This window comes from Antarcticibacterium flavum (genome assembly GCF_006159205.1).
GTDB lineage: Bacteria > Bacteroidota > Bacteroidia > Flavobacteriales > Flavobacteriaceae > Gillisia > Gillisia flava.
Genome location: NZ_CP040812.1, coordinates 287973 through 311762 on the forward strand (window position 1 = coordinate 287973; position 23790 = coordinate 311762).

27 protein-coding genes are annotated in these 23790 nt (G+C 41.0%); 20 read left to right on the plus strand and 7 right to left on the minus strand.

The genetic code is table 11. The features are described from left to right. Positions 1 to 63 precede the first annotated feature (63 nt). The 16 genes from FHG64_RS01300 to FHG64_RS01375 all read left to right on the plus strand — a co-directional run bounded on the left by FHG64_RS01300 (position 64) and on the right by FHG64_RS01375 (position 14189). Entirely contained in the window at positions 64 to 570 is a 507-nt protein-coding gene (locus FHG64_RS01300; RefSeq protein ID WP_139064715.1) for a DUF4251 domain-containing protein, read from the plus strand. 822 nt (positions 571 to 1392) lie between these two features. Then, the gene (locus tag FHG64_RS01305; RefSeq protein WP_139064716.1) at positions 1393 to 3021 is read left to right on the plus strand and encodes a M28 family metallopeptidase; all 1629 of its coding nucleotides are present in this window, start codon (positions 1393 to 1395) and stop codon (positions 3019 to 3021) included. A gap of 48 nt (positions 3022 to 3069) precedes the next feature. Continuing rightward, positions 3070 to 3468 (plus strand): hypothetical protein, encoded by a 399-nt coding sequence (locus FHG64_RS01310; protein ID WP_139064717.1) that lies wholly within the window; start codon positions 3070 to 3072, stop codon positions 3466 to 3468. Positions 3469 to 4089: 621 nt separating this feature from the next. Then, entirely contained in the window at positions 4090 to 5349 is a 1260-nt protein-coding gene (locus tag FHG64_RS01315; RefSeq protein ID WP_168191295.1) for a M20 metallopeptidase family protein, read from the plus strand. 52 nt (positions 5350 to 5401) lie between these two features. Then, positions 5402 to 5782 (plus strand): ribosomal maturation YjgA family protein, encoded by a 381-nt coding sequence (locus FHG64_RS01320; protein ID WP_139064719.1) that lies wholly within the window; start codon positions 5402 to 5404, stop codon positions 5780 to 5782. Between the two features lie 229 nt (positions 5783 to 6011). Continuing rightward, positions 6012 to 6659 carry a hypothetical protein gene (locus tag FHG64_RS01325; protein ID WP_246054236.1) on the plus strand — a complete coding sequence of 216 codons (648 nt, stop codon included), beginning with the start codon at positions 6012 to 6014 and terminating at the stop codon, positions 6657 to 6659. Then, positions 6656 to 6955, plus strand: coding sequence for a winged helix-turn-helix domain-containing protein (locus tag FHG64_RS01330; RefSeq protein ID WP_139064720.1), 300 nt, complete (start codon positions 6656 to 6658; stop codon positions 6953 to 6955). The genes FHG64_RS01325 and FHG64_RS01330 overlap by 4 nt, the downstream gene beginning before the upstream one ends. Before the next feature lie 110 nt (positions 6956 to 7065). Next, a complete protein-coding gene (locus FHG64_RS01335) occupies positions 7066 to 7401 on the plus strand; it encodes a potassium transporter KefB (protein ID WP_139064721.1) in 336 nt (111 codons plus the stop codon). A gap of 31 nt (positions 7402 to 7432) precedes the next feature. After that, positions 7433 to 8683 (plus strand): DUF4153 domain-containing protein, encoded by a 1251-nt coding sequence (locus FHG64_RS01340; RefSeq protein WP_139064722.1) that lies wholly within the window; start codon positions 7433 to 7435, stop codon positions 8681 to 8683. Between the two features lie 96 nt (positions 8684 to 8779). Continuing rightward, the gene (locus FHG64_RS01345; protein WP_139064723.1) at positions 8780 to 9586 is read left to right on the plus strand and encodes an oxygenase MpaB family protein; all 807 of its coding nucleotides are present in this window, start codon (positions 8780 to 8782) and stop codon (positions 9584 to 9586) included. 263 nt (positions 9587 to 9849) lie between these two features. Further along, the gene (locus FHG64_RS01350; protein ID WP_139064724.1) at positions 9850 to 10974 is read left to right on the plus strand and encodes a hypothetical protein; all 1125 of its coding nucleotides are present in this window, start codon (positions 9850 to 9852) and stop codon (positions 10972 to 10974) included. A gap of 30 nt (positions 10975 to 11004) precedes the next feature. Then, a complete protein-coding gene (locus FHG64_RS01355; RefSeq protein WP_139064725.1) occupies positions 11005 to 11562 on the plus strand; it encodes a Pycsar system effector family protein in 558 nt (185 codons plus the stop codon). A 93-nt stretch (positions 11563 to 11655) separates the two neighbouring features. After that, positions 11656 to 12192: a hypothetical protein gene (locus FHG64_RS01360; protein WP_139064726.1), complete on the plus strand. Its 537-nt coding sequence runs from the start codon at positions 11656 to 11658 to the stop codon at positions 12190 to 12192. 74 nt (positions 12193 to 12266) lie between these two features. Continuing rightward, on the plus strand, positions 12267 to 12704 hold the full coding sequence (locus FHG64_RS01365) for a hypothetical protein (protein ID WP_139064727.1): 438 nt from the start codon (positions 12267 to 12269) through the stop codon (positions 12702 to 12704). A gap of 28 nt (positions 12705 to 12732) precedes the next feature. Next, entirely contained in the window at positions 12733 to 13650 is a 918-nt protein-coding gene (locus FHG64_RS01370; RefSeq protein WP_139064728.1) for a purple acid phosphatase family protein, read from the plus strand. Then, on the plus strand, positions 13593 to 14189 hold the full coding sequence (locus FHG64_RS01375) for a metallophosphoesterase (protein ID WP_139064729.1): 597 nt from the start codon (positions 13593 to 13595) through the stop codon (positions 14187 to 14189). The genes FHG64_RS01370 and FHG64_RS01375 overlap by 58 nt, the downstream gene beginning before the upstream one ends. A gap of 21 nt (positions 14190 to 14210) precedes the next feature. Here the strand turns inward: FHG64_RS01375 and FHG64_RS01380 are convergent, their stop codons facing one another. Both FHG64_RS01380 and FHG64_RS01385 read right to left on the minus strand, forming a co-directional pair. Beyond that, entirely contained in the window at positions 14211 to 16100 is a 1890-nt protein-coding gene (locus FHG64_RS01380; protein ID WP_139064730.1) for an adenylate/guanylate cyclase domain-containing protein, read from the minus strand. A gap of 4 nt (positions 16101 to 16104) precedes the next feature. Beyond that, positions 16105 to 16476, minus strand: coding sequence for a hypothetical protein (locus FHG64_RS01385; RefSeq protein WP_139064731.1), 372 nt, complete (start codon positions 16474 to 16476; stop codon positions 16105 to 16107). Between the two features lie 440 nt (positions 16477 to 16916). Between FHG64_RS01385 and FHG64_RS01390 the strand changes: the two genes are divergently transcribed. The 3 genes from FHG64_RS01390 to FHG64_RS01400 all read left to right on the plus strand — a co-directional run bounded on the left by FHG64_RS01390 (position 16917) and on the right by FHG64_RS01400 (position 19711). Next, positions 16917 to 17450, plus strand: coding sequence for a hypothetical protein (locus FHG64_RS01390; protein WP_139064732.1), 534 nt, complete (start codon positions 16917 to 16919; stop codon positions 17448 to 17450). Positions 17451 to 17539: 89 nt separating this feature from the next. Beyond that, positions 17540 to 18820 (plus strand): APC family permease, encoded by a 1281-nt coding sequence (locus FHG64_RS01395; protein ID WP_139064733.1) that lies wholly within the window; start codon positions 17540 to 17542, stop codon positions 18818 to 18820. A 321-nt stretch (positions 18821 to 19141) separates the two neighbouring features. Beyond that, on the plus strand, positions 19142 to 19711 hold the full coding sequence (locus FHG64_RS01400; RefSeq protein WP_139064734.1) for a hypothetical protein: 570 nt from the start codon (positions 19142 to 19144) through the stop codon (positions 19709 to 19711). 21 nt (positions 19712 to 19732) lie between these two features. Here the strand turns inward: FHG64_RS01400 and FHG64_RS01405 are convergent, their stop codons facing one another. After that, positions 19733 to 20671: an EamA family transporter gene (locus tag FHG64_RS01405; protein ID WP_139064735.1), complete on the minus strand. Its 939-nt coding sequence runs from the start codon at positions 20669 to 20671 to the stop codon at positions 19733 to 19735. Positions 20672 to 20773: 102 nt separating this feature from the next. Next, positions 20774 to 21268, minus strand: coding sequence for a peptide-methionine (S)-S-oxide reductase (locus FHG64_RS01410; RefSeq protein WP_139064736.1), 495 nt, complete (start codon positions 21266 to 21268; stop codon positions 20774 to 20776). Between the two features lie 150 nt (positions 21269 to 21418). On the opposite strand from FHG64_RS01410, the gene FHG64_RS01415 reads away from it, so the two are divergent. Continuing rightward, a complete protein-coding gene (locus FHG64_RS01415; protein ID WP_139064737.1) occupies positions 21419 to 21751 on the plus strand; it encodes a DUF1801 domain-containing protein in 333 nt (110 codons plus the stop codon). Between the two features lie 66 nt (positions 21752 to 21817). Here FHG64_RS01415 and FHG64_RS01420 read toward each other — a convergent pair whose 3' ends face one another. The 3 genes from FHG64_RS01420 to FHG64_RS01430 form a co-directional block, all read right to left on the minus strand. Next, positions 21818 to 22267: a cold-shock protein gene (locus tag FHG64_RS01420; RefSeq protein WP_139064738.1), complete on the minus strand. Its 450-nt coding sequence runs from the start codon at positions 22265 to 22267 to the stop codon at positions 21818 to 21820. 145 nt (positions 22268 to 22412) lie between these two features. Further along, on the minus strand, positions 22413 to 22868 hold the full coding sequence (locus tag FHG64_RS01425; RefSeq protein WP_139064739.1) for a KTSC domain-containing protein: 456 nt from the start codon (positions 22866 to 22868) through the stop codon (positions 22413 to 22415). 388 nt (positions 22869 to 23256) lie between these two features. Beyond that, on the minus strand, positions 23257 to 23730 hold the full coding sequence (locus tag FHG64_RS01430) for a cupin domain-containing protein (RefSeq protein ID WP_139064740.1): 474 nt from the start codon (positions 23728 to 23730) through the stop codon (positions 23257 to 23259). Positions 23731 to 23790 lie beyond the last annotated feature (60 nt).

Sequence of the window (23790 nt, forward strand, 5' to 3'; positions counted from 1 at the left end):
GGTATCTCACCAAATTTTCGTAATTTAAAATCATTAAATTTCTTTATCACAAGGTTAAACAATATGAGGGCAGCAGGAAAGATTTGTTATTTTTGGTTACTTGCCACGGCTGTATTGCTGTTTTTATCCTGCGGGAGCACAAATACACGCAATATAACCAACTACGATCAATTGCGGGAGGCGATCGACAATAAGGCATTTGAAATAGAACATATTTGGGCCTTGCCAATGGGTGGCGGGATGATAGACCTTATAGGGAATCCTAATTACATAAGGGTTAAGAATGACAGCGTTGACATTTTTCTGCCATATTTTGGGGAAAGGTTTGGCGGTGGCGGATTCAATAACATAGAAGGCGGAATTGCATATAAAGGCCCCGCAAAGAATTTTAGTGTTACTGAAAGACAGAAACGCCAACTTGAAATAAGGTTCGATGGAAAACAGGACCAGGATCAACTGCGATTTGTTATTACAGTTTATCCTGATGGCAGTGCAAATACCAATGTTCAAACAACTCAAAGACAAACAATCTCATATAGAGGTAATGTGAAGAGATTACCGGGAGAATGATTGAATAAGGAGTGGTAATGTAAGAAACAAGAGACAAGACCCAAGACCCAAGAGACAAGACCCAAGACCCAAGACCCAAGACCCAAGAGACTAGATGCTTTCTGGGATTACAGAATAGAGAGAAGAGATTAGAGAGAAGAGAATTGAGAGAAGAGAATTGAGCGGGGGATATTATTGGAGGAGCTTTCTTTTTAATATAAATTCTATTTTACATAATATAAATTATAGGACAAATGTATATGTGGGTTCTTAAAGAGTGCCTGGAACGCTGCGCTACTGGAATCTGGAACATAGACAGAATCTTCTACACCGGTAAAGAAGGAAAATAAGGTTTTCCATCAGCGTTTTAAGTAGTTGTTAGTTGTTAGAGGGTTTGCTGTTTTCTGTTTGCTGTTTACCGTTTTTTGTTTGGAATTTAGAATTTGGTGCTTGGGATTTGTTTGTTGTTTGTTGTTTGGTGTTTGGTGTTTGATTTTTCAGGCGAGAATAATTCAGGGTTTTTTCGAGAATAATTTCTGTTTAACCACGGAGTTACTGGAGGTTAAAATGGAGTTTCACGGAGTTTTTATATTAACTCTGTGTCCTCCATGCCTAACTCCGTGAAACTCCGTGGTTAGACTCCATTAGAATCGGGAAAATGAAATTCGTAATCATAGAGCACAATCAAAAAGATAACGGCTAATGACTTTTTTCTCACTACTCAATACTCAATTCTCAATACTATCCATAGGTTTTCCAAAAAATTCAATACTTTAGAGCTCCGGTTCACGCAATATCACTAGCAGAACCTTAAAAAACTGATTATAATTTAAATTTCCCATCATGAAAAAATATCTCGCAGCCTCCCTCCTGGCCCTGGGCTTTAGTTGCAATTCCAATGAAAATAATAACAAAGACACTACTGCTGTGCAGGTAGACCAGGAAACCCTGGCGCGGCACATAGAGACTTTAGCTTCAGATGATTTTATGGGCAGGATGCCTTTTACTGAAGGCGAGGAAAAAACAGTGAATTACCTGCAGGAGGAATTCTCAAAACTGGGAGTCTCCCCCGGGAATGGCGACAGTTATTTTCAGGAAGTTCCGCTGGTGGAGATCACCGGCACCCCTTCAGAAACTATGAAGATCTCCGGGCAGGGAACGGAGTTTGACCTGGAATTTTTTGAGGAGTTCGTTGCCCTCACCCTAAAACCCGAGGAAGAGGTAAGTCTGGAGAATAGCGAACTGGTGTTTGCCGGGTACGGAATTGTGGCACCGGAATACGGCTGGAATGATTATGAAGGCGTGGACTGGGAAGGAAAGACCGCAGTGGTGCTGGTGAACGACCCGGGATTTGCAACCGGCGACAGTACTCTATTCAAAGGTAATGAGATGACCTATTACGGCCGCTGGACCTATAAATATGAAGAAGCAGGAAGACAGGGTGCCGCCGGGGTGATCATCATCCACGAGACCGAACCCGCATCTTACGGCTGGAATGTGGTACAGTCCGGTTGGACCGGCGCGCAGCTAAACCTGGAAAGCGATGCCCCGGTGGCCGATGTGCAGGGCTGGGTAACCCGGGAAGCAGCAGAAAAACTTTTTGAAGCCTCCACCCTGGAGAATAAGAATTATAACGAGCTGGCATTAAGCGATGGTTTTAAGGCCACCCCAATGGGAATAAATGCCAGTGTAAGTATCACCAATGAAATAGACCGCAATACCTCCAAAAATGTGATAGCCGTAGTGGAAGGATCTGAAAGAAAGGACGAGTATATCTTCTACACCGCCCACTGGGACCACCTGGGGATTGGTAGGCCCATTGAGGGGGATTCCATTTATAACGGGGCGGTGGATAACGCCTCTGGAACAGCGGCTTTGATCGCTATTGCTGAAGCCTTTAAGAAAGGGGAACAGCCAAAGCGTTCCATTGCCTTTATCGCCGTGACAGCCGAGGAACAGGGGCTGCTGGGTTCTGCTTATTATGCTGAAAATCCGATATTCCCTCCGGAAAAGACTGTTGCCGTGATCAACATAGATGCACTGCAAAGCCCCGGAAAGATGAAAGACCTTACCATCACCGGCTTCGGACATTCTGAAATGGATGAATATGCCAAAGAAGCTGCTGAAAAACAGGACCGTTACATCATCCCCGATCCTGAAGCAGAAAAAGGCTTCTTCTACCGCAGCGACCATTTCAATTTCGCCAAAATAGGTATCCCAGCCCTCTACGCCTCCGGCTCCCACGAAGGTTTTGATATGAGCGCCGGGGAAGTAAAAGCGATGAACGACGAATACAGCGCCAACCGCTACCACCAGCCATCAGATGAATACGACCCTGAAACCACCGAGCTTAGTGGCGTACGCGAGGACCTGCAGTTGTTCTATGAGATAGGCTTAAAATTGGCCAATGAGGATTACTTTCCTAAGTGGTATGAAGGGAGTGAGTTTAAGGCTGCGAGGGAGAAAAATTAATTGTAATTTTATGTGAAGTGAATAATCTTTTGGAAATGATCTTTAAGAATGTTAAAAATCCCCTATTCCAACCAAAGGTTAAATTCCCATATTAAACAGGCGATATACTTTATTGCAATCGGAGTAATTCTATTGATCATTTTTGCCGTATATAACGGGGCGGGTGAAATGTATGGAAGTTCTGCCGGTGCAGGCCTCATTGCGGGCGGTGTGTTTACTTTTGGAGTTTATCTTTTTGAAAGGCAAAAGAAATACATCACCATAAACAACGACAGCCTGATAAAAAACAAATTGTTTCCTGAAAAGGTGAGCCTGGATAACGTGCTTCAGATTAAAAAATACGCCGGAGACATTATTCTTAAAACGGAAAAAGATGAATTCGTGATCGACACACAAATTATTGATTCCGAATATACAGAGGTGCTGGAAAGGGAATTGAAATTATAGGATTTCACGGAATTTAGCGGATATCCTGGAGCAGGGATTCCGCGGATTTTAGCGGATTACGCGAAGGTAGTACCGGGAGGCATTGAGTGGTCCCCTCCTCGCCTATTCCTTTTTTCTAACCCATTAGACCCTGAAACCGATTCAGGGTAACGGTGGCGAGAATTCCTTTAAATATATCATCACGTCATGCTGGACTTGTTTCAGCATCTAGCGCCTTATACTGAGAATTATCCTCACACTGCACCTAATTTACAGTACGTGCAGGTTCAAAGTCAAAATTCCTGCATTCAGTACCATTCATTTGTCCCGTAGGGACTATATACAGGTAGAAAAATTTATCCAGAGCCAGACCTGTGCCTTTAGGTACAGCATATAAACCAGGTATCCATATGCCGTACCTAAAGGCACGGGGTTTTTTACCATGCTACCCATATGTAGTCCCTAACGGGACAATTTTATTTTTCGTTATTATTAGGTGATTGAAGGCATTGGAACCTAAATATACGCCTCAGCCAGCCTGTCAATAGGTTTTTAAAATTATTAATGTATCTTCATTTCCCACTTTATCAACCAATTCATTTTCATCAAATGTTCTTCATCAAAAGATATAAATCTGCAATTATGTTAATCTTAATTATATCGGCATTACAAACATCAGCTCAACAGGCTGAAGATCTTCATCAAAGAGTGCAACAACATTCAGAAGCCATTTTTAATGATCTGGTAGAAGTGCGCAGAGACCTTCATAGGTATCCGGAGGTTTCGGGAAAGGAGGAAAAAACTTCAGCAAAAGTAGCCGATTACCTGAAAGACCTGGGACTGGAGGTACATACAAATATAGGAGGCTATGGCGTGGTGGGGATCCTACAGGGGGGAAAACCCGGGAAAAGGATCGCCTGGCGGGCAGATATGGATGCGATGCCTTCAGAAGAACCCGATGTAGTGGATTTTGCTTCAGAAATTGAAGGCGTAAGACATATTTGCGGCCACGATGTACATACCGCCGTTGGGCTTGGAATAGCCAATGTGCTGTCACAACTAAAGCAGGAGTTGCAGGGAACGGTTTATTTTATCTTTCAGCCTTCAGAAGAAAACTATGAGGGAGCAAAGGCTATGATCAATAATGGGTTATTCAAAAAGATAGATCCACAGGAAATCTATGGGCTGCATATAAGCCCATGGCCGGCGGGAACTGTGGCAACCAAGTCAGGATCTGTTTATTCTCATTTAAATAGCCTGAAGATCACCTTTAAAAATGAAGGTAAGAAGGATGCCTTAATTGAAGATATTAAAGAAATGGTTTCAGGCTTTCAGAATGTAGAGGCAGATAGTAAGTTCTGGGATTTCAGAAACCTGGAAGATCCGGAGGCCGGCCTGGAAAGCCCTGCAACGGTTTTTACAAATTTCCTTACCGTAAGCGAAAACTTCAATATAAGAGAATCGGCTGAAAATATTACGATGAGCACTTTGATCAATACCAGTGATAAGAAATTGATGGATTCACTACCCGGCAAAGTGAGACAGAAAATTTTGGAATCCCCATACTCCTCACTCCTTGAGGAGGTGGTATATACTTATGAAAAAATTACAGTCAATAACGATGAGGAACTAACCTTTAAGACCCTGGAATTACTTGCGGATATCTATGGAAAAGAAAGTGTGGTGCCGGTTTATGGGGTGGTTCCCCAGGGTCGTGGCGATGATTTTGCCTATTTTCAACAAGAGGTGCCGGGCGTGTATTATTTTTTGGGTGGTGCAAATTATGAGTCCGGAGTAATCTCCATGCCGCATGCTCCCGATTTTAATGTGGATGAGGAGAGCATCAAATTTGGAGTGGAATTCTTTTCTTCTGTTCTTGTTGACCGATTGATTTTACGATAACAACCCACCGAGAAAATAGTACTCTCCTACCCCAGTGATACATCCCCCAAAAATGCTAAGATTTCATCCCGTTTATTTCCTTCTCACCATACTTTTCCTCACAATTGAGATCATCATTGCAGTTTATGTAAATGACAGGATCATCCGGCCTTATTTAGGTGATATGCTTGTGGTCATTCTAATTTATTGCTTTGTAAGGACTTTTCTCAGGATGGGGGTTAATTCAGCAATCCTCCTGGTACTCGGTATAGCCTTTGTTGTAGAGGTATTGCAATATTTCAATTTGATTAAATTCCTGGAATTCCAAGATTCAGCCCTTGCAAAGACCATCCTGGGAAATACATTTTCCTATGAAGATCTGGGGATGTATCTTCTTGGGGGATTTGTTATTTGGGGTACTGAAATGTTTCATCGAAAAAGGAGATTTGTATAAAGATTATATTTCTGAAGGATTCCAGGGTTTTTAAGGGAAGGGACTAACCCATTAGACCCCGAACCAAGTCCAGGGTGACCATAGCAAGAAGCTTAATTCTCAATTCTCAATTCTCACTACTCAATTCTCACTACTCAATTCTCACTACTCAATTCTCACTACTCACTACTCACTACTCACTACTTTTTTTCACCCTTCCACGTCAAACCAAAGAAAAACTTTATTAACTTTGAAACTCAAAGTACTTTCTATGAAATCTGAACAGGAATACATGAGGGACCTTACCGAGATACGTTCTATGATGGAACGCTCCAGCAGGTTCTTATCGCTCACAGGTTGGTCTGGAATTATGGCCGGGATATATGCCCTGGTAGGTGCTTTCATTGCTTACAGGTTCTTTTACCTCGATGCTTCGGGAAGCGTATACAATACAATAGATATGCAGGAGGTACAGGGAAACCTGGTCAACCTTATCCTGCTGGCCGTGGGGGTTCTTGTCCTGGCCGTGGGTACTGCAATTTATCTTTCCTGGAAGAAGTCACAAAAAGATAATAAAAAACTATGGAATGCTGCGGCCCGCAGGGTGGTGATCAATTTGACTATACCCCTGGCAGCAGGCGGTATTTTCGTGCTTATACTTATTTCCAAAGGGTTGTTTATTTTTACCGCCCCGGTTACCCTTCTTTTTTATGGGCTGGCTCTTCTTAATGCAGGGAATTTCACCTATGAGGAATTGAAATCACTGGGCCTTATCCAGGTGATCCTGGGACTGGCCGCTTCTTATTTCCTGGGCTACGGACTTTTATTCTGGGCTTTTGGATTTGGAGGGATGCATATAGGGTATGGGATATATATGCACCTGAAGTACGCGAAATGAAAACGATCATTGAAGATCTACATAAAGCCTTTGAAAGCAGGGTGAGGCTGGGCATCATGTCTGCCCTCGCAGTTAATGAGACCCTGGATTTCAATGCACTTAAGGAATATCTTGATGTGACAGACGGGAATCTCGCCAGCCACTTGAAGGCTTTGGAAAAAGAGAAGTTTATCGGGGTTCAAAAAAGCTTTGTAAAACGAAAACCAAATACCCGATATGAAATTACAGTGAATGGTAGAAAAGCATTTGAAGCGCATTTAAGCGCGCTGGAAAATCTTATAAAATCGCAAAAGTAGAATAGCACTATTTTTTTATAATCAAACTTTGTATTTCAAAGTACTTTTGAATTATCTAATAAACTTTGACTTCTAATAAAGCATAGTATTAACTTTAAAACCAATTTATTATGACACTTGAAAATCAATTATCAAATGAGCAAAAAGGGCAGGTCTCTATTATGAAACCTGTTCTTATAGGAGCAGGTATCGCCTTGCTGGTGATCTCCTTTTTCGTATTCGGGGTAGACGATCCAAAACCTGAATGGGGGCAGTATTGGATAATAAGACCATTAATTATTACTCCTCTTGCCGGGGCAGCCGGTGGGGCTTTTTATGCCTTTATGGAATACCAAAGTTCCCGTGATTTCAACCGTACTGCCGCTGTAATCCTGGATATCCTGGTATATGTCATAACTTTATGGCTGGGGGTGGTACTTGGATTGGATGGTACTATGTGGGATTAATGATTTAAAGAATTGTAAAAAAAATAAGATCATGAAACAAGATATGATAGCCAATATCAGGACTGCAAATCCCGGCCAGCTGGAGAGCATGTACAGAACTAATAAAAGCCGGTTCCGCGAGGAATTCACTAATTTATATCCGGAATTGAAGGGAGAGCCGCTTGCCGACTTCTGGAATGAAAGACTTTCTTATGAATCTGCAGAGATCTCCTGGGGTTCGGGAAAAGAATTGCTCTTCGTGATCGTGGCTTCACTTATTGCAGGAACAATAGCAAAGATCCCTCATTTCGCAAATTTGGATCCCGAATATTTTTATCCGCGGAATATTGCATTCATCATCTTTCCCGCTCTTGCTGCATTCTTCCTCTGGATGCAGAAAGCCTCTGTAAAGAAAATCATCCTTGTATTTGCTGTTTTTCTTATTTCAGCCATTTATATAAATTTCCTACCCGGAGATGACAATAGTGACACTTTTATCCTGGCGTGTATTCATTTACCGCTGCTCCTTTGGGCACTTTTTGGTTTTTCTTTTCTTGGAAATTCGCCATTGGATCTGGAAAAACGCCTGGGGTTCCTGAGGTTTAATGGGGACCTGGTGGTTATGACTACAATAATCTTAATCGCTGGAGGCCTCCTTACCGGAATTACCCTGGGATTATTCCATCTCATTGACCTGGATATTGAGAGCTTTTATTTTAATTACATAGCAATATGGGGAGCCGCTGCTGCACCTATCCTTGGAGCTTTCCTGGTCCAAACCAATCCTCACCTGGTAAACAAGGTTTCACCAGTAATTGCAAAGGTATTTACTCCCCTAGTGTTAATAATGCTCCTGTTATACCTGGGCGCTGTGATATACACCGGGAAGGATCCTTATAATGACCGGGAATTCCTTCTTATATTTAATATGTTGCTCCTTGGGGTAATGGCAATCATCCTTTTTTCGATTGCTGAAACACTTAAGAAACAAAATGGCAGGATAGGTTCCCTCACCCTGCTGGGTCTTTCAATAGTTACTATTATAGTGAACGGGATCGCACTTACTGCTATCATCTTCAGGATATCTGAATGGGGGTTCACACCAAACCGCCTGGCGGTGCTGGGAGGAAACCTCCTTATCCTTACCAACCTGCTTATTGTTACCTATCATCAATTAAGTGCACTTAAGGATCACAGGAAAGCCGTAAGAGTAGAAAGCAGCATTGCCAGGTTTTTGCCTGTTTACATTGTTTGGGCAGCGATCGTAGCCTTTATTTTTCCTGTGATCTTTGGATTCGAATAGGAGTCGGCAGGAAATTTGAGGTCAGAGCATTAAATGAAAAAGTAATTAAAGAGTAATCGATAGGATGTTATTTGATCCATTGCTAAAGATACAGTTATGCGATATTTTGTAGAAAAAGATTCAGTAGTCAGGGAAATTTGGGGTAAGGCAGACATTATTCTGTTCATATTCGCCGGTGCCGCCGCGGAGTTTGCCCTGAACAAGGCAGTAGATTGGCTGTACTTTACCGGCCGTCTTCCTGCAGATCCTATGGGCAGGCTGTTCTCTACTGTTTCCTATGCAAGGGCAATTGTATTTTCAAAAGAACAGGAGGCTTTAAAAGCAATAGATTCTATTAATGCTATCCATTCCAGCGTGGAAATAAAGCGTGGTAGCAAGATCCCGGATTGGGCTTACAGGGATGTACTCTTTATGCTTATTGATTATTCCATTAGGTCCTTTGAACTTCTTGAAAGAAAAATGACCCTGAAGGAAAAGCAGGAGGTTTTTGAGGTTTTTACCAGGGTGGGAACAGGAATGCGTCTTGAGGGTTTACCCAATACTTTCAATGAATGGGTGGAAATGCGCGAACAGCATTTGGAAAACAACTTAAAATATAGTCATTTTACAAAAGATCTCTTCGGAAAGTACAGAAAAAGCCTGGGAATCCCAAGGTACCTTATCCTCCTGGAGGCACAAAAACTGGTATTCCCGGGAGCAGTGGGAAAAATGATGAGCTTCAGAAAATTTTCCTTTCTACTGCCTTTTGTAGGAATATATAAATTAAGCCGAAGGCTGCACCTGGACTTCCTATTCAAATTACTTCTCTTACCCCGTGCTTATAAAAATGAAATAGAGGAGCTGGATAATTATTCCAACTCCCCCCGGCCCACGAAGCAAGAGAAATATAAACAGGCGGGTTAGAATATTATAAGCCCGTTGCATAAGGTCTTAAAACCATCCTTGAGTATTATCTCTCTCTACCATTTCACTTTTTCCCCGCTTTCCTATGAACCGAAGATTTTTTTAAGTAATTTAGAGTCAGAAGATTAAATCTGTTTAAAGGAACAGATCCTGCCCTACATAATTCTTCAACAAAAAACCCTAATCATCCCCCGAAGGTATTGCATTATTTATTTTGGGAATGAGAGAAACAAATTTTCTCATTCGTATAAACGCCGAAAACCATGGGGAGTCTTCGGGATATATTTAATCCTTTTTTTAAAACCATCAGCATTGCTGGAAATGGGCCGGTATTGGTATGTAGAAGTTTTATATGTTTCTTCCTTGGTTTTTTTGTTTCAGCGATGTGTTCTGCACAGCCTCAAGGCCTCTTTGATTCAGAAGAGATCATCAGGATTACCCTTAGCGGTGAATTATCGGGCCTTATAACTGACCGGCCGGAAGATCCTGAGTATTTTCCGGTCCAACTATCCTATTCAGAAGCTAATGGAAATAAAATAAGCATTCCGCTTAAAATAAAACAACGTGGCAATTTTAGAAGGCTTAAGGGAAATTGCAGCTTCCCTCCTCTTTTGCTCAATTTTGCAAAAAAGAAGACCGTCAAAAGCATTTTTGAGGGACAGGATAAGATCAAACTGGTGACACCGTGTCGCGGGGATGAATACGTGCTGCAGGAATATTATGCCTATAAACTCTATAACCTGGTGTCTCCAAGAAGTTTCAGGGTTAGGCTCCTGGAGGTACACCTGGATGATCCCGGGTTGAGGGCAAAAGATAGAAGGCCTTTTTACGGGTTCCTGCTGGAGGAAGAGGATCAAATGGCTACCCGAAATAATATGATAGCAATAAAGCGAATGCTGCTAAGGCCGGAGATCATGCAACGCGACGACTTCCTTAATATGGCGGTTTTTAATTATTTGATTGGTAATACAGACTGGTCTGTTCAATACCGCCAAAATATTAAACTTATTGCTGAAGACAGCCTAACCCTTCCTGTTACAGTGCCCTATGATTTTGACCACGCCGGGATCGTAAGGGCACCATACGCACATCCTGCTGAAGAATTAAGACTCAATTCCACCCTGCAAAGGCGCTACCGGGGATTTTGCCTGGAGGACATGGAAGACTTTGAGGCTGTAATCGCCAAATATGATAGTCTTAAGGATGATATTTATGCAGTTTACACCTCCAGTACTTTGCTTGACGAGAAATATGTCCAGAGAACCCTTAAATACCTGGATGATTTCTATGCCACCATTCGGGATCCGAAAAAATTAAGAAGCGAGTTTCAATATCCCTGTCAAAAGAACAGTACAGGAAACATAGTTATTAAAGGCATGAAGAATTGATCGAAAAAGAGATCCCAAAAATTTTTGTCTATGATTTTAGAAACAGAAAATAAACTTAAGTCCAATAAAGAGAGAGAAACGCTCTTCAGGGTCACTTACAGGAACCAGACAAGCTTAAGGCAAATAGTAGATAATAAGGCCAATATGGTGATAAGCATCAATACCCTTATAATTTCCTCTATTGTTGCCATTTCGGGATATGGCATAGTATCGAACAGGATGGATGTCTACCTGGAAAATTTGATCCCCATCTCCATTATTGTGGTTTCCTGTCTTACATCGGCAGTATTTGCTATTCTTGCCGCCAATCCAAAATTTGTAAAACCAGAACTCAAAAAACTACAGGATAAACAAAGCCTCCTGTTCTTTGGAGAGATTGCTAACCATTCCCAGGAGGAATATCTTCATAAGATGGAGGAACTACTAGCTTCCCGGGAAGAGATATATAAGAATATGATCATAGACCTGCACTGCCAGGGGATAATCCTTAAGTATAAGTTTAATTATGTAAGCTATGCATATAAGATCCTGATGCTTGGATTTGGCCTGGGGGTGATCTTTTTCCTGGTATTCCTTTTTCTTGGATAGGATCTCAATCTCTTTCCTTCATTTGTGAATAAGCAGGTTTTGTAAAAAGCTCTCCCCCACAAGAAAAATCATTACTGAATTAATAGTTTTTAGATGAGAGAAGCGGCTTTATATTGGACCCTTAGACGTTTTGGATTCTTGTGCTTTCTTGCCTTTGCAAATCCGGCTACCGCTCAGCTTGAGGATCGAACAGCTTTATTCCAGACCAATGACGCATTGGAAACACGGCTGGAATTTTCCTTTAGGGATATAAAGAAAAGTAAAAATGATACCGTTTACCAGCAAACTCAACTTTACTACAGGAGTAATGTTTCATCCTGGGATTCAATTAATGTAAGTTTAAGGGCCCGTGGAAAGTTTAGAAGGGAGAATTGCTTTTTCACTCCCATTAAAATTAAAATAAAAAAGAGGGATGCAAAGGGGACATTGTTTGAGGGAAATAAAAATTTAAAAATGGTGATGCCCTGTCTCACAAGCAGTGGCAATAGTGATCTTGTTGTTAAGGAATACCTGTGTTATAAGTTGTATGAAGAAATTTCTCCTTACAATTTCAACACCCGGCTGTTGGATCTCACCCTTACAGATAACAGGAAAAAAATTCCAAAACCTATAAGCTTAAAGCTTTTTTAATAGAGGACGATAAAGAAGTCGCAAGAAGGTCAAACGGAAAAATTTTAGAGGGATTCCAATTAAACCCATTATTTATGCAAGACAGCATTGCGGCGATGCAGGATGTGTTTCAATACATGATTGGGAATACAGATTGGTCCAGCGTGATGCAGCACAATGTAAAGGTCATACTATTGCCGTCAAAGATCAAAGTACCCATCCCATATGATTATGATATGACAGGCCTGGTCAATGCACCCTATGCTGTGGTGAAAGAATCAATGCCTATAAAAAATGTAAGGGAAAGACATTTTCGTGGATACTGCAGGAACCTGGAGGTTAATGAATATGTAAGAATAAAGTACATCGAACTTGAACCCGCTTTGCTTATGAGCTTGCGAAGCGTTGAGGAGCATCTGGATCCTAAAGAAGCACAGGTGGTGGAAAATTATTTGATGGAGTTTTTCTCTTTGATAAAGAACAGGGAAAAATTTGAGCAAAATATTTCGCAGAAATGCCGAAAAATAGAATAACTTAATATAAACTTTTAGCTTCCACAGAATGAACCTTTTTCGGCAAAAGAACTTCCTTTTCCTTTCCCACTTCAGGATATTTGTAACAGCTATTGTTTTTATATTCTTCCAGCCGGGATTTGCGCAGGAGATCCTGGTGCAACCTTATTTACAACCTGGGAATGCACCGGGCCTCAATAAGGAAGAAAAAGTTTTGATATGGCAAACTGATGATCAACCATCAAATTTTAAAGTGGAATATACAGAAGGAACTGCCTTTAACCGTGGAAAAAAAGCCAGAATATCTTCTGTTACCCTTGATTTCTTTAATAAACCTTCCCGTCTATACCGCGCCACCCTGAAAGGTTTAAAATTTGACCAAAGTTATACCTATCGGGTTATTCTTGAGGACAGTATACTATCAGAAAATAGTTTTAAAACCAGAACGAAAAAGCCACAAAGCAAATTTGCAGTTTTTGCAGATATTGGTGCCGGCACCCCCGAGCAGGCTGCAATCGCCTATCGCATTTCCCTTCAGGACCCTCAATTTGTACTGGTATTGGGGGATATGGCTTATAATAACGGCAGGGAACTGGAATACCGCCACCGCTTCTTTCCTTACTACCTCTCCCCTGTCGCATCTCCGGAAAAAGGAGCGCCTTTATTGAAGACCATTCCTTTTTATATGCTACTTGGCAATCACGATGTATATAGCTATGATCTGGATGAATATGAGGACGGGCTTGCTTACTTTTATTACAGCGACCTCCCCAGGAACGCCCCGGTGCCAAAACTGCATATTGAACCCCAGGGAGACAGGGAACGAATTAAGACTTTCAAGAAAAATACCTCTCCTCAATTTCCGGGTATTTCTAACTATGCTTTTGAGAACGGAAATGTTCATTTAGTGTGCCTGGACGCCAATTATTATATAAACCCCTGGATCCCGATCTTGTGGAGTGGATGAGGAATGAATTGGGTAAAAGTAAGGCCCAATGGAAATTGGTTGCCTACCACCACGCGGCGTTTAATGCCAGCCCCACTCATTTTAATTATCAAATTATGAGACTACTGTCTCCTATGCTGGAAGAATTGGGGGTGGATATGGTTCTTGCAGCCCATGAACATAATTACCAGCGTACCCTTCCTTTAAAATTTGAACCTGCCATAAATGAAGAAGGCACCCGTTATCTTATAAGTGAAGAAGGCCGTGTGGATGGCAGTTTTATCCTTGATGAGAGCTTTGATGGCAAAACCAGTACTACTGCTCAAGGTATTATTTATGTTGTGACCGGTGCCGGTGGTGGAGCCCTGTATGATCCTGAACTTACCGATGAACCCGATCTCTGGCAAAAAGGCACTCCTGAGAATTGGGTACCTTATACAGTAAAGCTCATTTCCAATCGGCATTCTTTTACAATGATAGAAACCAAGGGAAATGAATTACAACTGAAACAAATAGATGCAGAAGGGAATATCCTGGATGAAATAAGGATCACGAAATAAAGAAGGTAGGGAAAAAATTGGCTAAGCCGGTCTGGAGAAAATTTCTGGCCCCTGTTTTGCCGGTTCAATGGATGGTTTTCGTTCGATCTTTGGTTTCCGGGCGAACTCTTTTAGTTTGGTAACGTAATACATCTTCATAGTTTTATTGCCTTTTACCTCTACTTCTCCCCGGTATTCACATTCGAAATGATGCTTTACCAACTGGTAAGTATTTTCAGAAATATTTATGCGGCCGGCCTCACTGCTGGTTTCCATTCTGGATGCTATATTGACGGTGTCTCCCCAAATATCATATGCAAATTTCTTTTTACCCACCACTCCCGCTACTACAGGCCCGGTGTTCATACCAATGCGAATTTCAAATCTTACCTCCCCGTTTGTCTGGTTCTCTTTTGCATTTTTAACAAAATCTGCTATTTCCAGGGCGGCCAGTAAGGTTTTATGGGTGTGGTCCTGAGATGGGAAAGGAAGTCCGCCGGCGCACATATAGCAATCTCCAACCGTTTTGATCTTTTCCAGCCCATATTTCTCTATTACTTCATCAAATTTCGTAAAATAATAATCTACACTTTCCACCAGTACTTCCGGCTCCAGGTATTCTGAATGGTAGGTAAAGTCCTTGAAATCGGCGAACATTACGGTAACTGAGTCAAAGCGCTGTGATTTCACTTTGCCGCGGTCCTTAAGTTCCCTTGCAGTTTCCTCTGGAAGGATATTACGCAGCAGGTGGTCAGATCTATTCTTTTCCCTGGCAAGCACCCTGCTCATCTTGTTAATGTATTTATTGCGTCTGTACAAGCCCAGGGCAAGAAGGGCAATGAGGAAAAGTGCGACAATGGTGGATATCATTGTTATCTTTTGGTTCTGCCTTTGCTGGGCGAGAAGATCTACCTCCACCTGTTTCTGGGAAACTTCATAATCTGTACGCATATTTGCCATTTGCTGAATAGTTTCCAGATTTTTCACACTGTCCCTGTAAGTCACATAATCCTTAAAATAATAATATGCATTTTGGAATCTTCCTGCAGCTTCAGAAAGGTCTGCAAGGGTTAGGTTAGCCTGTCCTATTTCATCCTTTAACCCGTATTTGGTCGCCACATCAAGCGCCCGTTCCGCATAATCAAAGGCAGTTGGGAAATCCTCTTGTTTTGCATATATATCAGCCATATAAGTATGATATTCTGCTATGGGATAATAATGTTCCAGCTCTTCCAGGATATCTATAGCTTCATAAATATGTCTTTTGGCGAGCTCATTCCTGCCTTGTTCTGCATAGATCATCCCCAGGTTCCCTAAAGTATACGCAGTCCCCAGCGGATAATTTATTTGTTCAAATATCTCCCCGGACTCTGAAATATGCTCCATGGCTTCATCAAATTTCCCCCTGCGAATGTATTCCTCCCCGGCATTTAAAAGTGCCGTTGCCAGGGAAATGGAATCATTTACAGTTCTTAGAACAGCGATCCCGCGGTTATAATAATCTTCAGAAGTCTGGGCATTACCACTCTTTGAATAGGTGTCTGCAATGGAAATATTAAGACGGCCAATCCCTCTTTGATTATTTGTAAGGTGGGCATAATTTAGGCTGGAAAAAAAGGCATTAAGGGAGGATGCGTAACTGCCCTTTAATTGCATTGCATTGCCTTTATGCAAATAGCCACGGTGTAAATAGTCGTATATAGAATCCTCTGCGGCTTTCGCAATTAGCAAATCAGCATATTTTAACAGTAAATCGGGATCTTCCTGGTTTTTAGCAATAGAATCAAGAAACTCCAGTTCATTTCCCTGGTACTCACCTTTTTCATATTGGACAATAATGCTATCTGCCCTTGCCGCCTCCTGTGCAGCAAGGGTTAAGCAAAACAGGCATATTAAGCCTGCAAGCAACCAGCCCTTATACTTTAAAAACATATTCTTATCTCATTTGAAGTTTTGGATCATACCAATACTCTTCTGGATCATTAGGGATTTTAAATCCTATCATATAATTTTCAAACTTTTCACTTCCCGGAGATTGACTTAATATTTTCCCTTCCCAGACATCCCCCTTTTTTTGAGGTTCTCCTTCCAAAAGATTTTGGGACCCTCTGTATTTCTTTTTGTTGTTATCGCTCTCTTTAATACCTGTGATCTCGGTAAGTCCGCTATCTTTGTCCAACTCCCAACGAACAATATCGCCCGGGTCCACCAATGTCGTAAGTTCTTCTGTAGGCTTGGCTTTGCTCCCGCTTTGTCTTAATTTAAGATTTAAGGATTGCCCTGCACGGCTTATGTAAATAGTTTTCATAGGTGAAATTTTTATTTCGGTTAAGGTTATTGACTGTTAGACCTTTCCTCAACCTTGTTAATACTCTAATTAATTAACCATATCAACTCATTAAAAATCACGGTAGCATTCTGAGGCAGGGCTGTTATGCTGAAGATGTACAGGGGGAAGATTACTTCTACAAACCGATATATTTCTTTGGCTTACAGAACGTTATGAAATTAAGGTATTTTTTTGAAAATAACTAATTTTTTTCTGAAGCCAGGATTGATACGCCAGGAAGGAAGAAAAATGGTAATCATCTGTAAGTGCAACCCCGGGAATTAAACTTCAATTAGAATCTTGTTAGAATGTTGTGAGAGTCTATAATTAAATCGAAGCAGGGTCTAATTTCGCATGTTCCAGACCCCTAAACGGTGTGGGATTATGCTATGGGGACAGCGATCTATGAAACGGAAAAAATGTGTATTAGACTTAACGGGGCGAGCGTTATAAAGACATATAAACATACCCGCGGCTACAAAAAACGTTATAAAAAAGAAAAGGCTGCACTTAATCTTTTGAAAGATATCCAGGGCATTCCTGCCTTACTGGACTGGGATGACCATAGGTTTAACCTGAAAATGACCTGTTTACCCAGGACCACCCCCACCACCCTGAAACCGGAAGAACTGGCAAAGATCAAAAATATCATTACAGCATCCCTGCGGCAGGGAGTGGCCAGGCACGTCCTGCCAAAACGGGATATACTTTGCACCTATGAGGGACAGGTTTCAATTGTAGATTTTGAACGGGTAACTATAAAAAAGGCCTGGGACCCTCTTAGCTGGTATATAGCAAAAAGCGTAACTCTCTTTCATTTAAACAGGTTAATTTTTGAGCATCAACCCCAACTTTTGAGCAGAGAGGAGATATTTGAAGTGTCCCTGGGATTCAAGGTTCAAAAATTCTTCAGGAAATATATGTATATAAGGGACCTTATTAGAAATTCATAATGTAAATTGGAAGCCGGTGAAATTTTAATCTATTAAAGTGATAACGGATTTTCCGGACATTATTATGAACCTCTGGTTGTTACATCTATATGCTTAAAAGGGAAATTTCCCGTTGGGACCTTATTCTGCTTTTTATTAATGGCACCATTGGAGCAGGGATTTTTGGCCTTCCCTCCCAGGTATACGGCCTGGCCGGCTTCTACAGCCTTCCGGCCCTTTTTATATGCGCAATAATAATTTTTATACTCATTCTTGCCTTTGCAGAGGTTGCCAGCAGGTTCAACAAGACAGGGGGGCCTTATCTTTATACATTGGCAGCTTTTGGAAAAAAGCCTGCTTTTGTGATTGGCTGGCTTTTGTTAATTACAAGGGTTTCAGCATACGCTGCGCTTATACATTTGCTGGTAACCTATTTAGGTTATTTTCATCCTGTCCTGGTGACTCCTTTTTATTACGAGGGTCTTATTATTTTAATTACTTTACTTTTTACCTGGATCAATTACCTTGGAGTAAGAAATTCCACAATCCTCAACAATACCCTGGCCATTGCCAAAATACTGCCCTTATTGATATTTGTAGTGGCAGGGGCATTTTTTATTGATATGGATCTTGTGAACACCGGCCAGGCAATGCCTCCAGGTTCAAATTTTGCTTCCTCTGTGCTTATTCTCATTTTTGCATTTACCGGCTTTGAATCTGTCCTGGTCAATACAGGGGAGGTAAAAAATCCAAAAAAGAATATTCCTTTTGCCCTTATTGTTTCCCTTACGTTTGTCACGATCTTCTATGCACTCATCCTTTTCGTTAATATGGGCACCCTGCCGGAGCTGGCATCTTCAAATACACCAATAACAGATGCTGCAAGGCTGTTCCTGGGACCTGCCGGGGCTTTCATGATCACCCTGGGTGCCGTTATCTCCATAGGAGGTACCCTTAATGCGGTTATGCTAATTGGTTCCCGGGTTCCCTATGCACTTGCCGGGGAAAAACAATTTCCAAAGTTGTTTCAAAAGGTACATCCCAGGAATCATACACCTGTTTATTCCCTGTTCCTGTTTATTGCCATAAGCATTGTGGCCTCCTTAACAGGATCATTTATCTATGCCGTATCAATCACCGTAATAAGTAAAGTGCTCATTTACCTGCTTGTGTGTGCAGCACTTATAAAAATGAGAAGGAAATCAAAAAAAGAAGAACGCTATTTTAAACTTAAATATGGCTATTTCATAGCCATTACAGGAATGCTGGCCTCCATTGGCCTTCTTATAAGTGCAGATCTTTCAGAATTCCTGGATGTGCTAATCACGGTGCTCGCAGGAATACTGCTGTTTGGTATTTATAAATATTTTTCAGCAACAAGGAAAAAATGATTCGCTATTTTTTAGTTGGCTATTTAAACTAATTTCCTAACCCTGGCAGGAATCTGTTAAAATTATTTATCAATTATACTGCCACTCTCTGTATCAAGTCCTTATCAACAATTTTTTATCATCATACTTATATATCTCAATTTCAGAATATTATAAAGTAATCTGACCTATTATGGAACCGGAAAGACAATACAATGAATCTTCAGAATGGTTAAAATCCCTCGGCATTTTATAGTTTTTATTTAATTTGGTTCCTGAAATAAAATTCGATGATTACTTACATCGCATTATTTCAAAACCTAACCAAAACTGCCCAAACCTATGAAACTCCTTAAAGCTTTGATGCTACTCCTTGCTGTAACCGTTCTTTTTGCATGTTCAAAAGATGATGACACTCCTCCAGACCCGCCAATTGAAGAAGCTACAGGAATTGAAGGAGAATGGCAGCTTGAGGAATATGATTATTCGGGTTCCTCTACAGTATCTCATGAAGATTTTACTTATACTTCAAGTTATGCCGCAGTGGCAAAAAACCTTAATGTGAAACTTACTATTAAGACAGATCCCAATACCTGGAGCACTGAGGGTAATTACACCCTCGAGCTCACAACCACCCGGGATGGAGAAACATCCACAAGAGAAATTGTTGTTAACGATCTGGCAAACGCCGGTAGTTTTGTCCTTAACGAGGACCAGTTCCATCCCGAAAATCAAAACCCGGGATTTCCTGAACCCGGGGAGATCAATCCTATGGATATCACCTCCTTCACAATAGAAGAACTCACCAGCAGCAGGATGGTGCTTTCATTTGAAGAAACACATACTACCACAGAGAATGGCTTGCAAGGTGAAACAACAGTAAAAGGCACCCAGGTTTATAAAAGACTATAAATTTCCCGGAAATTAACCAGGTTATTTTAGCTTCCCTCCCAGCCTGTTGGTGAATCTCGAAAAGATCACCAGCTGCTTTTTAGTATTAATAAAATAAACCCCGGTAAGCAAAACAACTGCTGCGACTATGGATTGAGTGGTGATTTGCTCATTAAGGAAATACCATCCCAGCAAAAGCGCAATAATTGGGTTGACGTAAGTTGAGGTTGCAACCTTCTCAGGCGATACTGTCTTTAAAAGGTAGTTAAAGGAGGTGAAGGCCACTATACTTCCAAAAATAATAAGCAGCAGCATTGAATATTGAACAGGTACACTCCATCCTACTGGGCTACTCCAGCGTTCCCCAAGTAAGAGGCTTCCAATAAAAAGCATGATCCCACCGGTAAGCATTTGATATGCTGTGTTTACAAAATAATTGGTCGGCAAATTCGCTTTCCCCACGAAGAGGCTGCCGTATGCCCAGCTTAAAAGGCATAAAAAGATCATAAATATCCCAAGGAGAGAATTCTCCTGGCTCACTACCTGCTTTTGACTTATCAATAAATAGATCCCTATGATCCCCAGGAAAACCCCTACCATAGACATTGGCTGGATCTTTTTTCCCTGTAGGATACGCATTAAAATAAGCACCACCAGTGGCTGTGCCGAGATCTCCAGGGCCGCAAAACCACTATCCACATACTTTAGAGCCCATACCACCACCCCATTACCAAAGGTGAGAAACAAAAATCCTGCGATAGCAGTGTTTAACAATTGCCTGCGGGTGATCACCAGGCTTATTCTCATAAGTTTACACAGCAAGAAAATAAGTAAGCCCGCAGTGGTAAAACGTATAGATGCCAGCATAAAAGGTGGCAATTCTGTCACCGCAATTTTATTAAGAAGATATGTTGAACCCCATATTACGTAGATGGAGAAAAAAGCCAGGATAATAAAAACCGGGTTCGGGGCCTTGCTCATGAATAAACAGTTTGTACCAGATTATGATCTTCGATATTTTTGTTGCTGAAGGTCTTTCTCAACAAGATCCTTAAAGAAGCTGCAATATTAGGGATTATCTTTCTATTCCATCTTTACATTTTCTGAAAAATCTGCAGATAAAATTTCAAGTTTAGGCTCAATATAAGTTCTGCAGAAAGGTTTATGCCTGTCCTGAAGATAGTAATTCCTGAATTCCTCCCCCGATGGCCTGAATTCCCTGAAAGGAAGTATCCTGGTGATCAATGTATGGTTAAATTCTTTTTGGTGCCTGGCAAGGATCTTTCCCGCCTGCTTTTCCTGTTCTTCTGAAAAGGTATATATAGCAGAACGATATTTCTCCCTAAACCTGTGCAAAGAACTGCTGCTGTGGGTATGGAGGTGAATGAGGATAAGCCGGTCCAACGAGATAACCCCTGGATCAAAATGCACGATAACGGCTTCAGAAAAACTTGATGCTTTTCCAATAGAAGCTATAAATCCCTGTTCCACTTTTTCAACACCTTTCAGCCTTTGAAAAACCGCTTCTGTACACCAGTGGCAGCCACCACCAAATCCTGCCCTTTCCAAGTTCTCCATAAGTTTCAGGATGTAATTAATTGAGATCAAAGTTCAAAATTAGGCAATTACTTTTTTTGTTGCTATCCAAAAATATAGATATAACCTTTAAGAGAGCATTCCGAAGCCTGGAAAATATGTATATTTATTTCCACTCTTAAAAAATTGTATATGAGCTCGCAGGTTACAGATTATATCAATGAAGCATCAGAAGAGCAACAGCGAATTATGCAGCGTGTAAGGGAACTCATAAAAGAAACTGTCCCAGGCAGCACTGAAGAATTTAAATGGAGCAGGCCGGTGTTTCGAAAGGAAAAGGATTTTGCCTATTTAAAACGTGCAAAGAAATATGTTACTCTTGGATTCTTCAATTTTGAAAAACTTAAAGATGAGGATAACAGGCTGGAAGGAACCGGGAAGGATATGAGGCATGTAAAGCTCACCACGCTTAATGATTTAGATATAGATCTTTTTAAGGAGTGGTTCCAGGCAGCTTCAACATAAATTAATCTTAATGCAAACAAAAAAAGCCAACTCGTGGGTTGGCTTTCTAAATATTCTTAAGGATGACTAGATCTTTTTAACCCTTACGGCGTTCATCCCTTTCATTCCTCTTTCAAGTTCATAGGTCACGCGATCATTTTCATCTATCTCATCTATAAGACCGCTAACGTGAACAAAGTATTTCTCCTGGGTATTGTCGTCTATGATAAATCCAAAACCTTTAGAGTGGTCAAAAAAGGACACTTTTCCTTCCTTGTCCTTCTTGGTGTCTTCCTGTTCGCCTTCCTCTTTCTTTGGAACTCCAAGGACAATATCCTCGGCATCTACCTCGATCTTTCTGGAAGGATCTGGCGGGGTATCTGTTAAGTTACCAAACTCGTCTACATAGGCTATATCAAAATCGCTCCCTTTAGGATTAGCTTTACGCTCTTCTTTTTTCTTTTGCTTTTCTTCACGTTTTTTAGCGCGCTGCTTTTCCTTTTCTATTTTATTAAATGTTTGTTGCGATTTTGCCATAAAATTTATCTGGTTGTTTTTTATTTTCGGTAAAGATAAGCTATAGGATTTAATTTTCTAAATTTCATTTCTTAAGCTTATTTTAAAATGGAATTTTATTAATGAGTATCCCACCGGGATTTGCTATGACTGTGCATCCTTGTTTTTATGCAGGTTGCATTTCCATATCTTTCTTCGATTTCCTGTATAGAAAGGAAGTAAAAATGTTCCTCTTTGCAAATCTAAACTGCCTGTCTGCCTGCAACAATTTGGTAAAAAGTGCTTTATTCACTCCAAAATATTCGTATGTGCTCCCATTGTTGAATGTCACCTCAAGTACATTCCCCTTGTGTTGTAGATCTGCAATGGCAGCTGTGGCCAGGGTAATATTATATTCTTCTAAATTGGCTGCTTTTGTGGCAGGAGCTATGCTCACTAGAAAATGATAGCCATCAATGATCTGTTTGCTTCTCATTTCTGCCTCAGCATGTAGCTCATCTGTTTCCTGGAATTTATCTGGATGCCATTCCTTTACAAGATTCCTGTAACTGGTCTTCAATTCCTTAAGGTCGATCTCTTTTTCAACATTAAAGAGTTTCTTGTATTCATTTATGCGCTTCATCTATGCTGTTTTTTACGAGGCACGAAATTAGGCTATTAAAATGGATATTAGATGAATTATTTTTGTCTCCAGCCTGTTTATTTTCAGAAACTTACTAAAAAAACATCCGGGTACAGAAAATCATTCCCTGCACCCGGATATGGATATTCTTAATCATTGTTGTCCGGTTAAAGAGTCTGGACCGCTTGCGCTACTAGAATATAGACCTGGACTAAAATCTACGTCAATGGAAAACAGCGCTTTACTCAATTCTAAAAAACGTGGATTTTCCTAAACTATTCTAAATTCAACACCACCGCCAGGTGGAGGTTGATATGACCTCTGCCTTTATAGAAAGGCTAAACGTAAATTCATATTATATTAATCGGAAACCAATGATTCTTAATAACTAATTCTTAACTACCACAGGAAATGCATCTACCGGCTCCTCAAACGCTATGAATAATATGCAGGGGCCCTGTATACATTTTGCGGTATGCGCCTTGTTAGGGGGACCATAGGCATAGTTTCCCACTTTTAAGGTTTGGGTATCCTCCCCCTCATAAGTGACCTGCATCTCCCCGGAGACCAGCACCATTCGCTCTGCAGAGGTATGGGTATGGTTTGGAACCATCGCATTCTCCGGGATCCTGAAAAAGATATCAGAATTTTTCTTTGAGGGATCACCATGTAGTACCGCAATATTACATCCTTGCGGCATAAAATCTGGACATGGGCTCCACTCAATGTCTTTCCTATCGTGAACTTTCACTATAGCATTTTCATTGCCTGTATCCTGGGCCATGAGGCCGGGAGCGGCTATAAACAGAAAGAATACTATAGCCACCTTTAGACTTGTCATAAACTCATTTTCCGCTTTCATACCTTTTGATTTAGAATTACTAATAATATCAATCCTAAATATGAGAAAATGAGTAATACC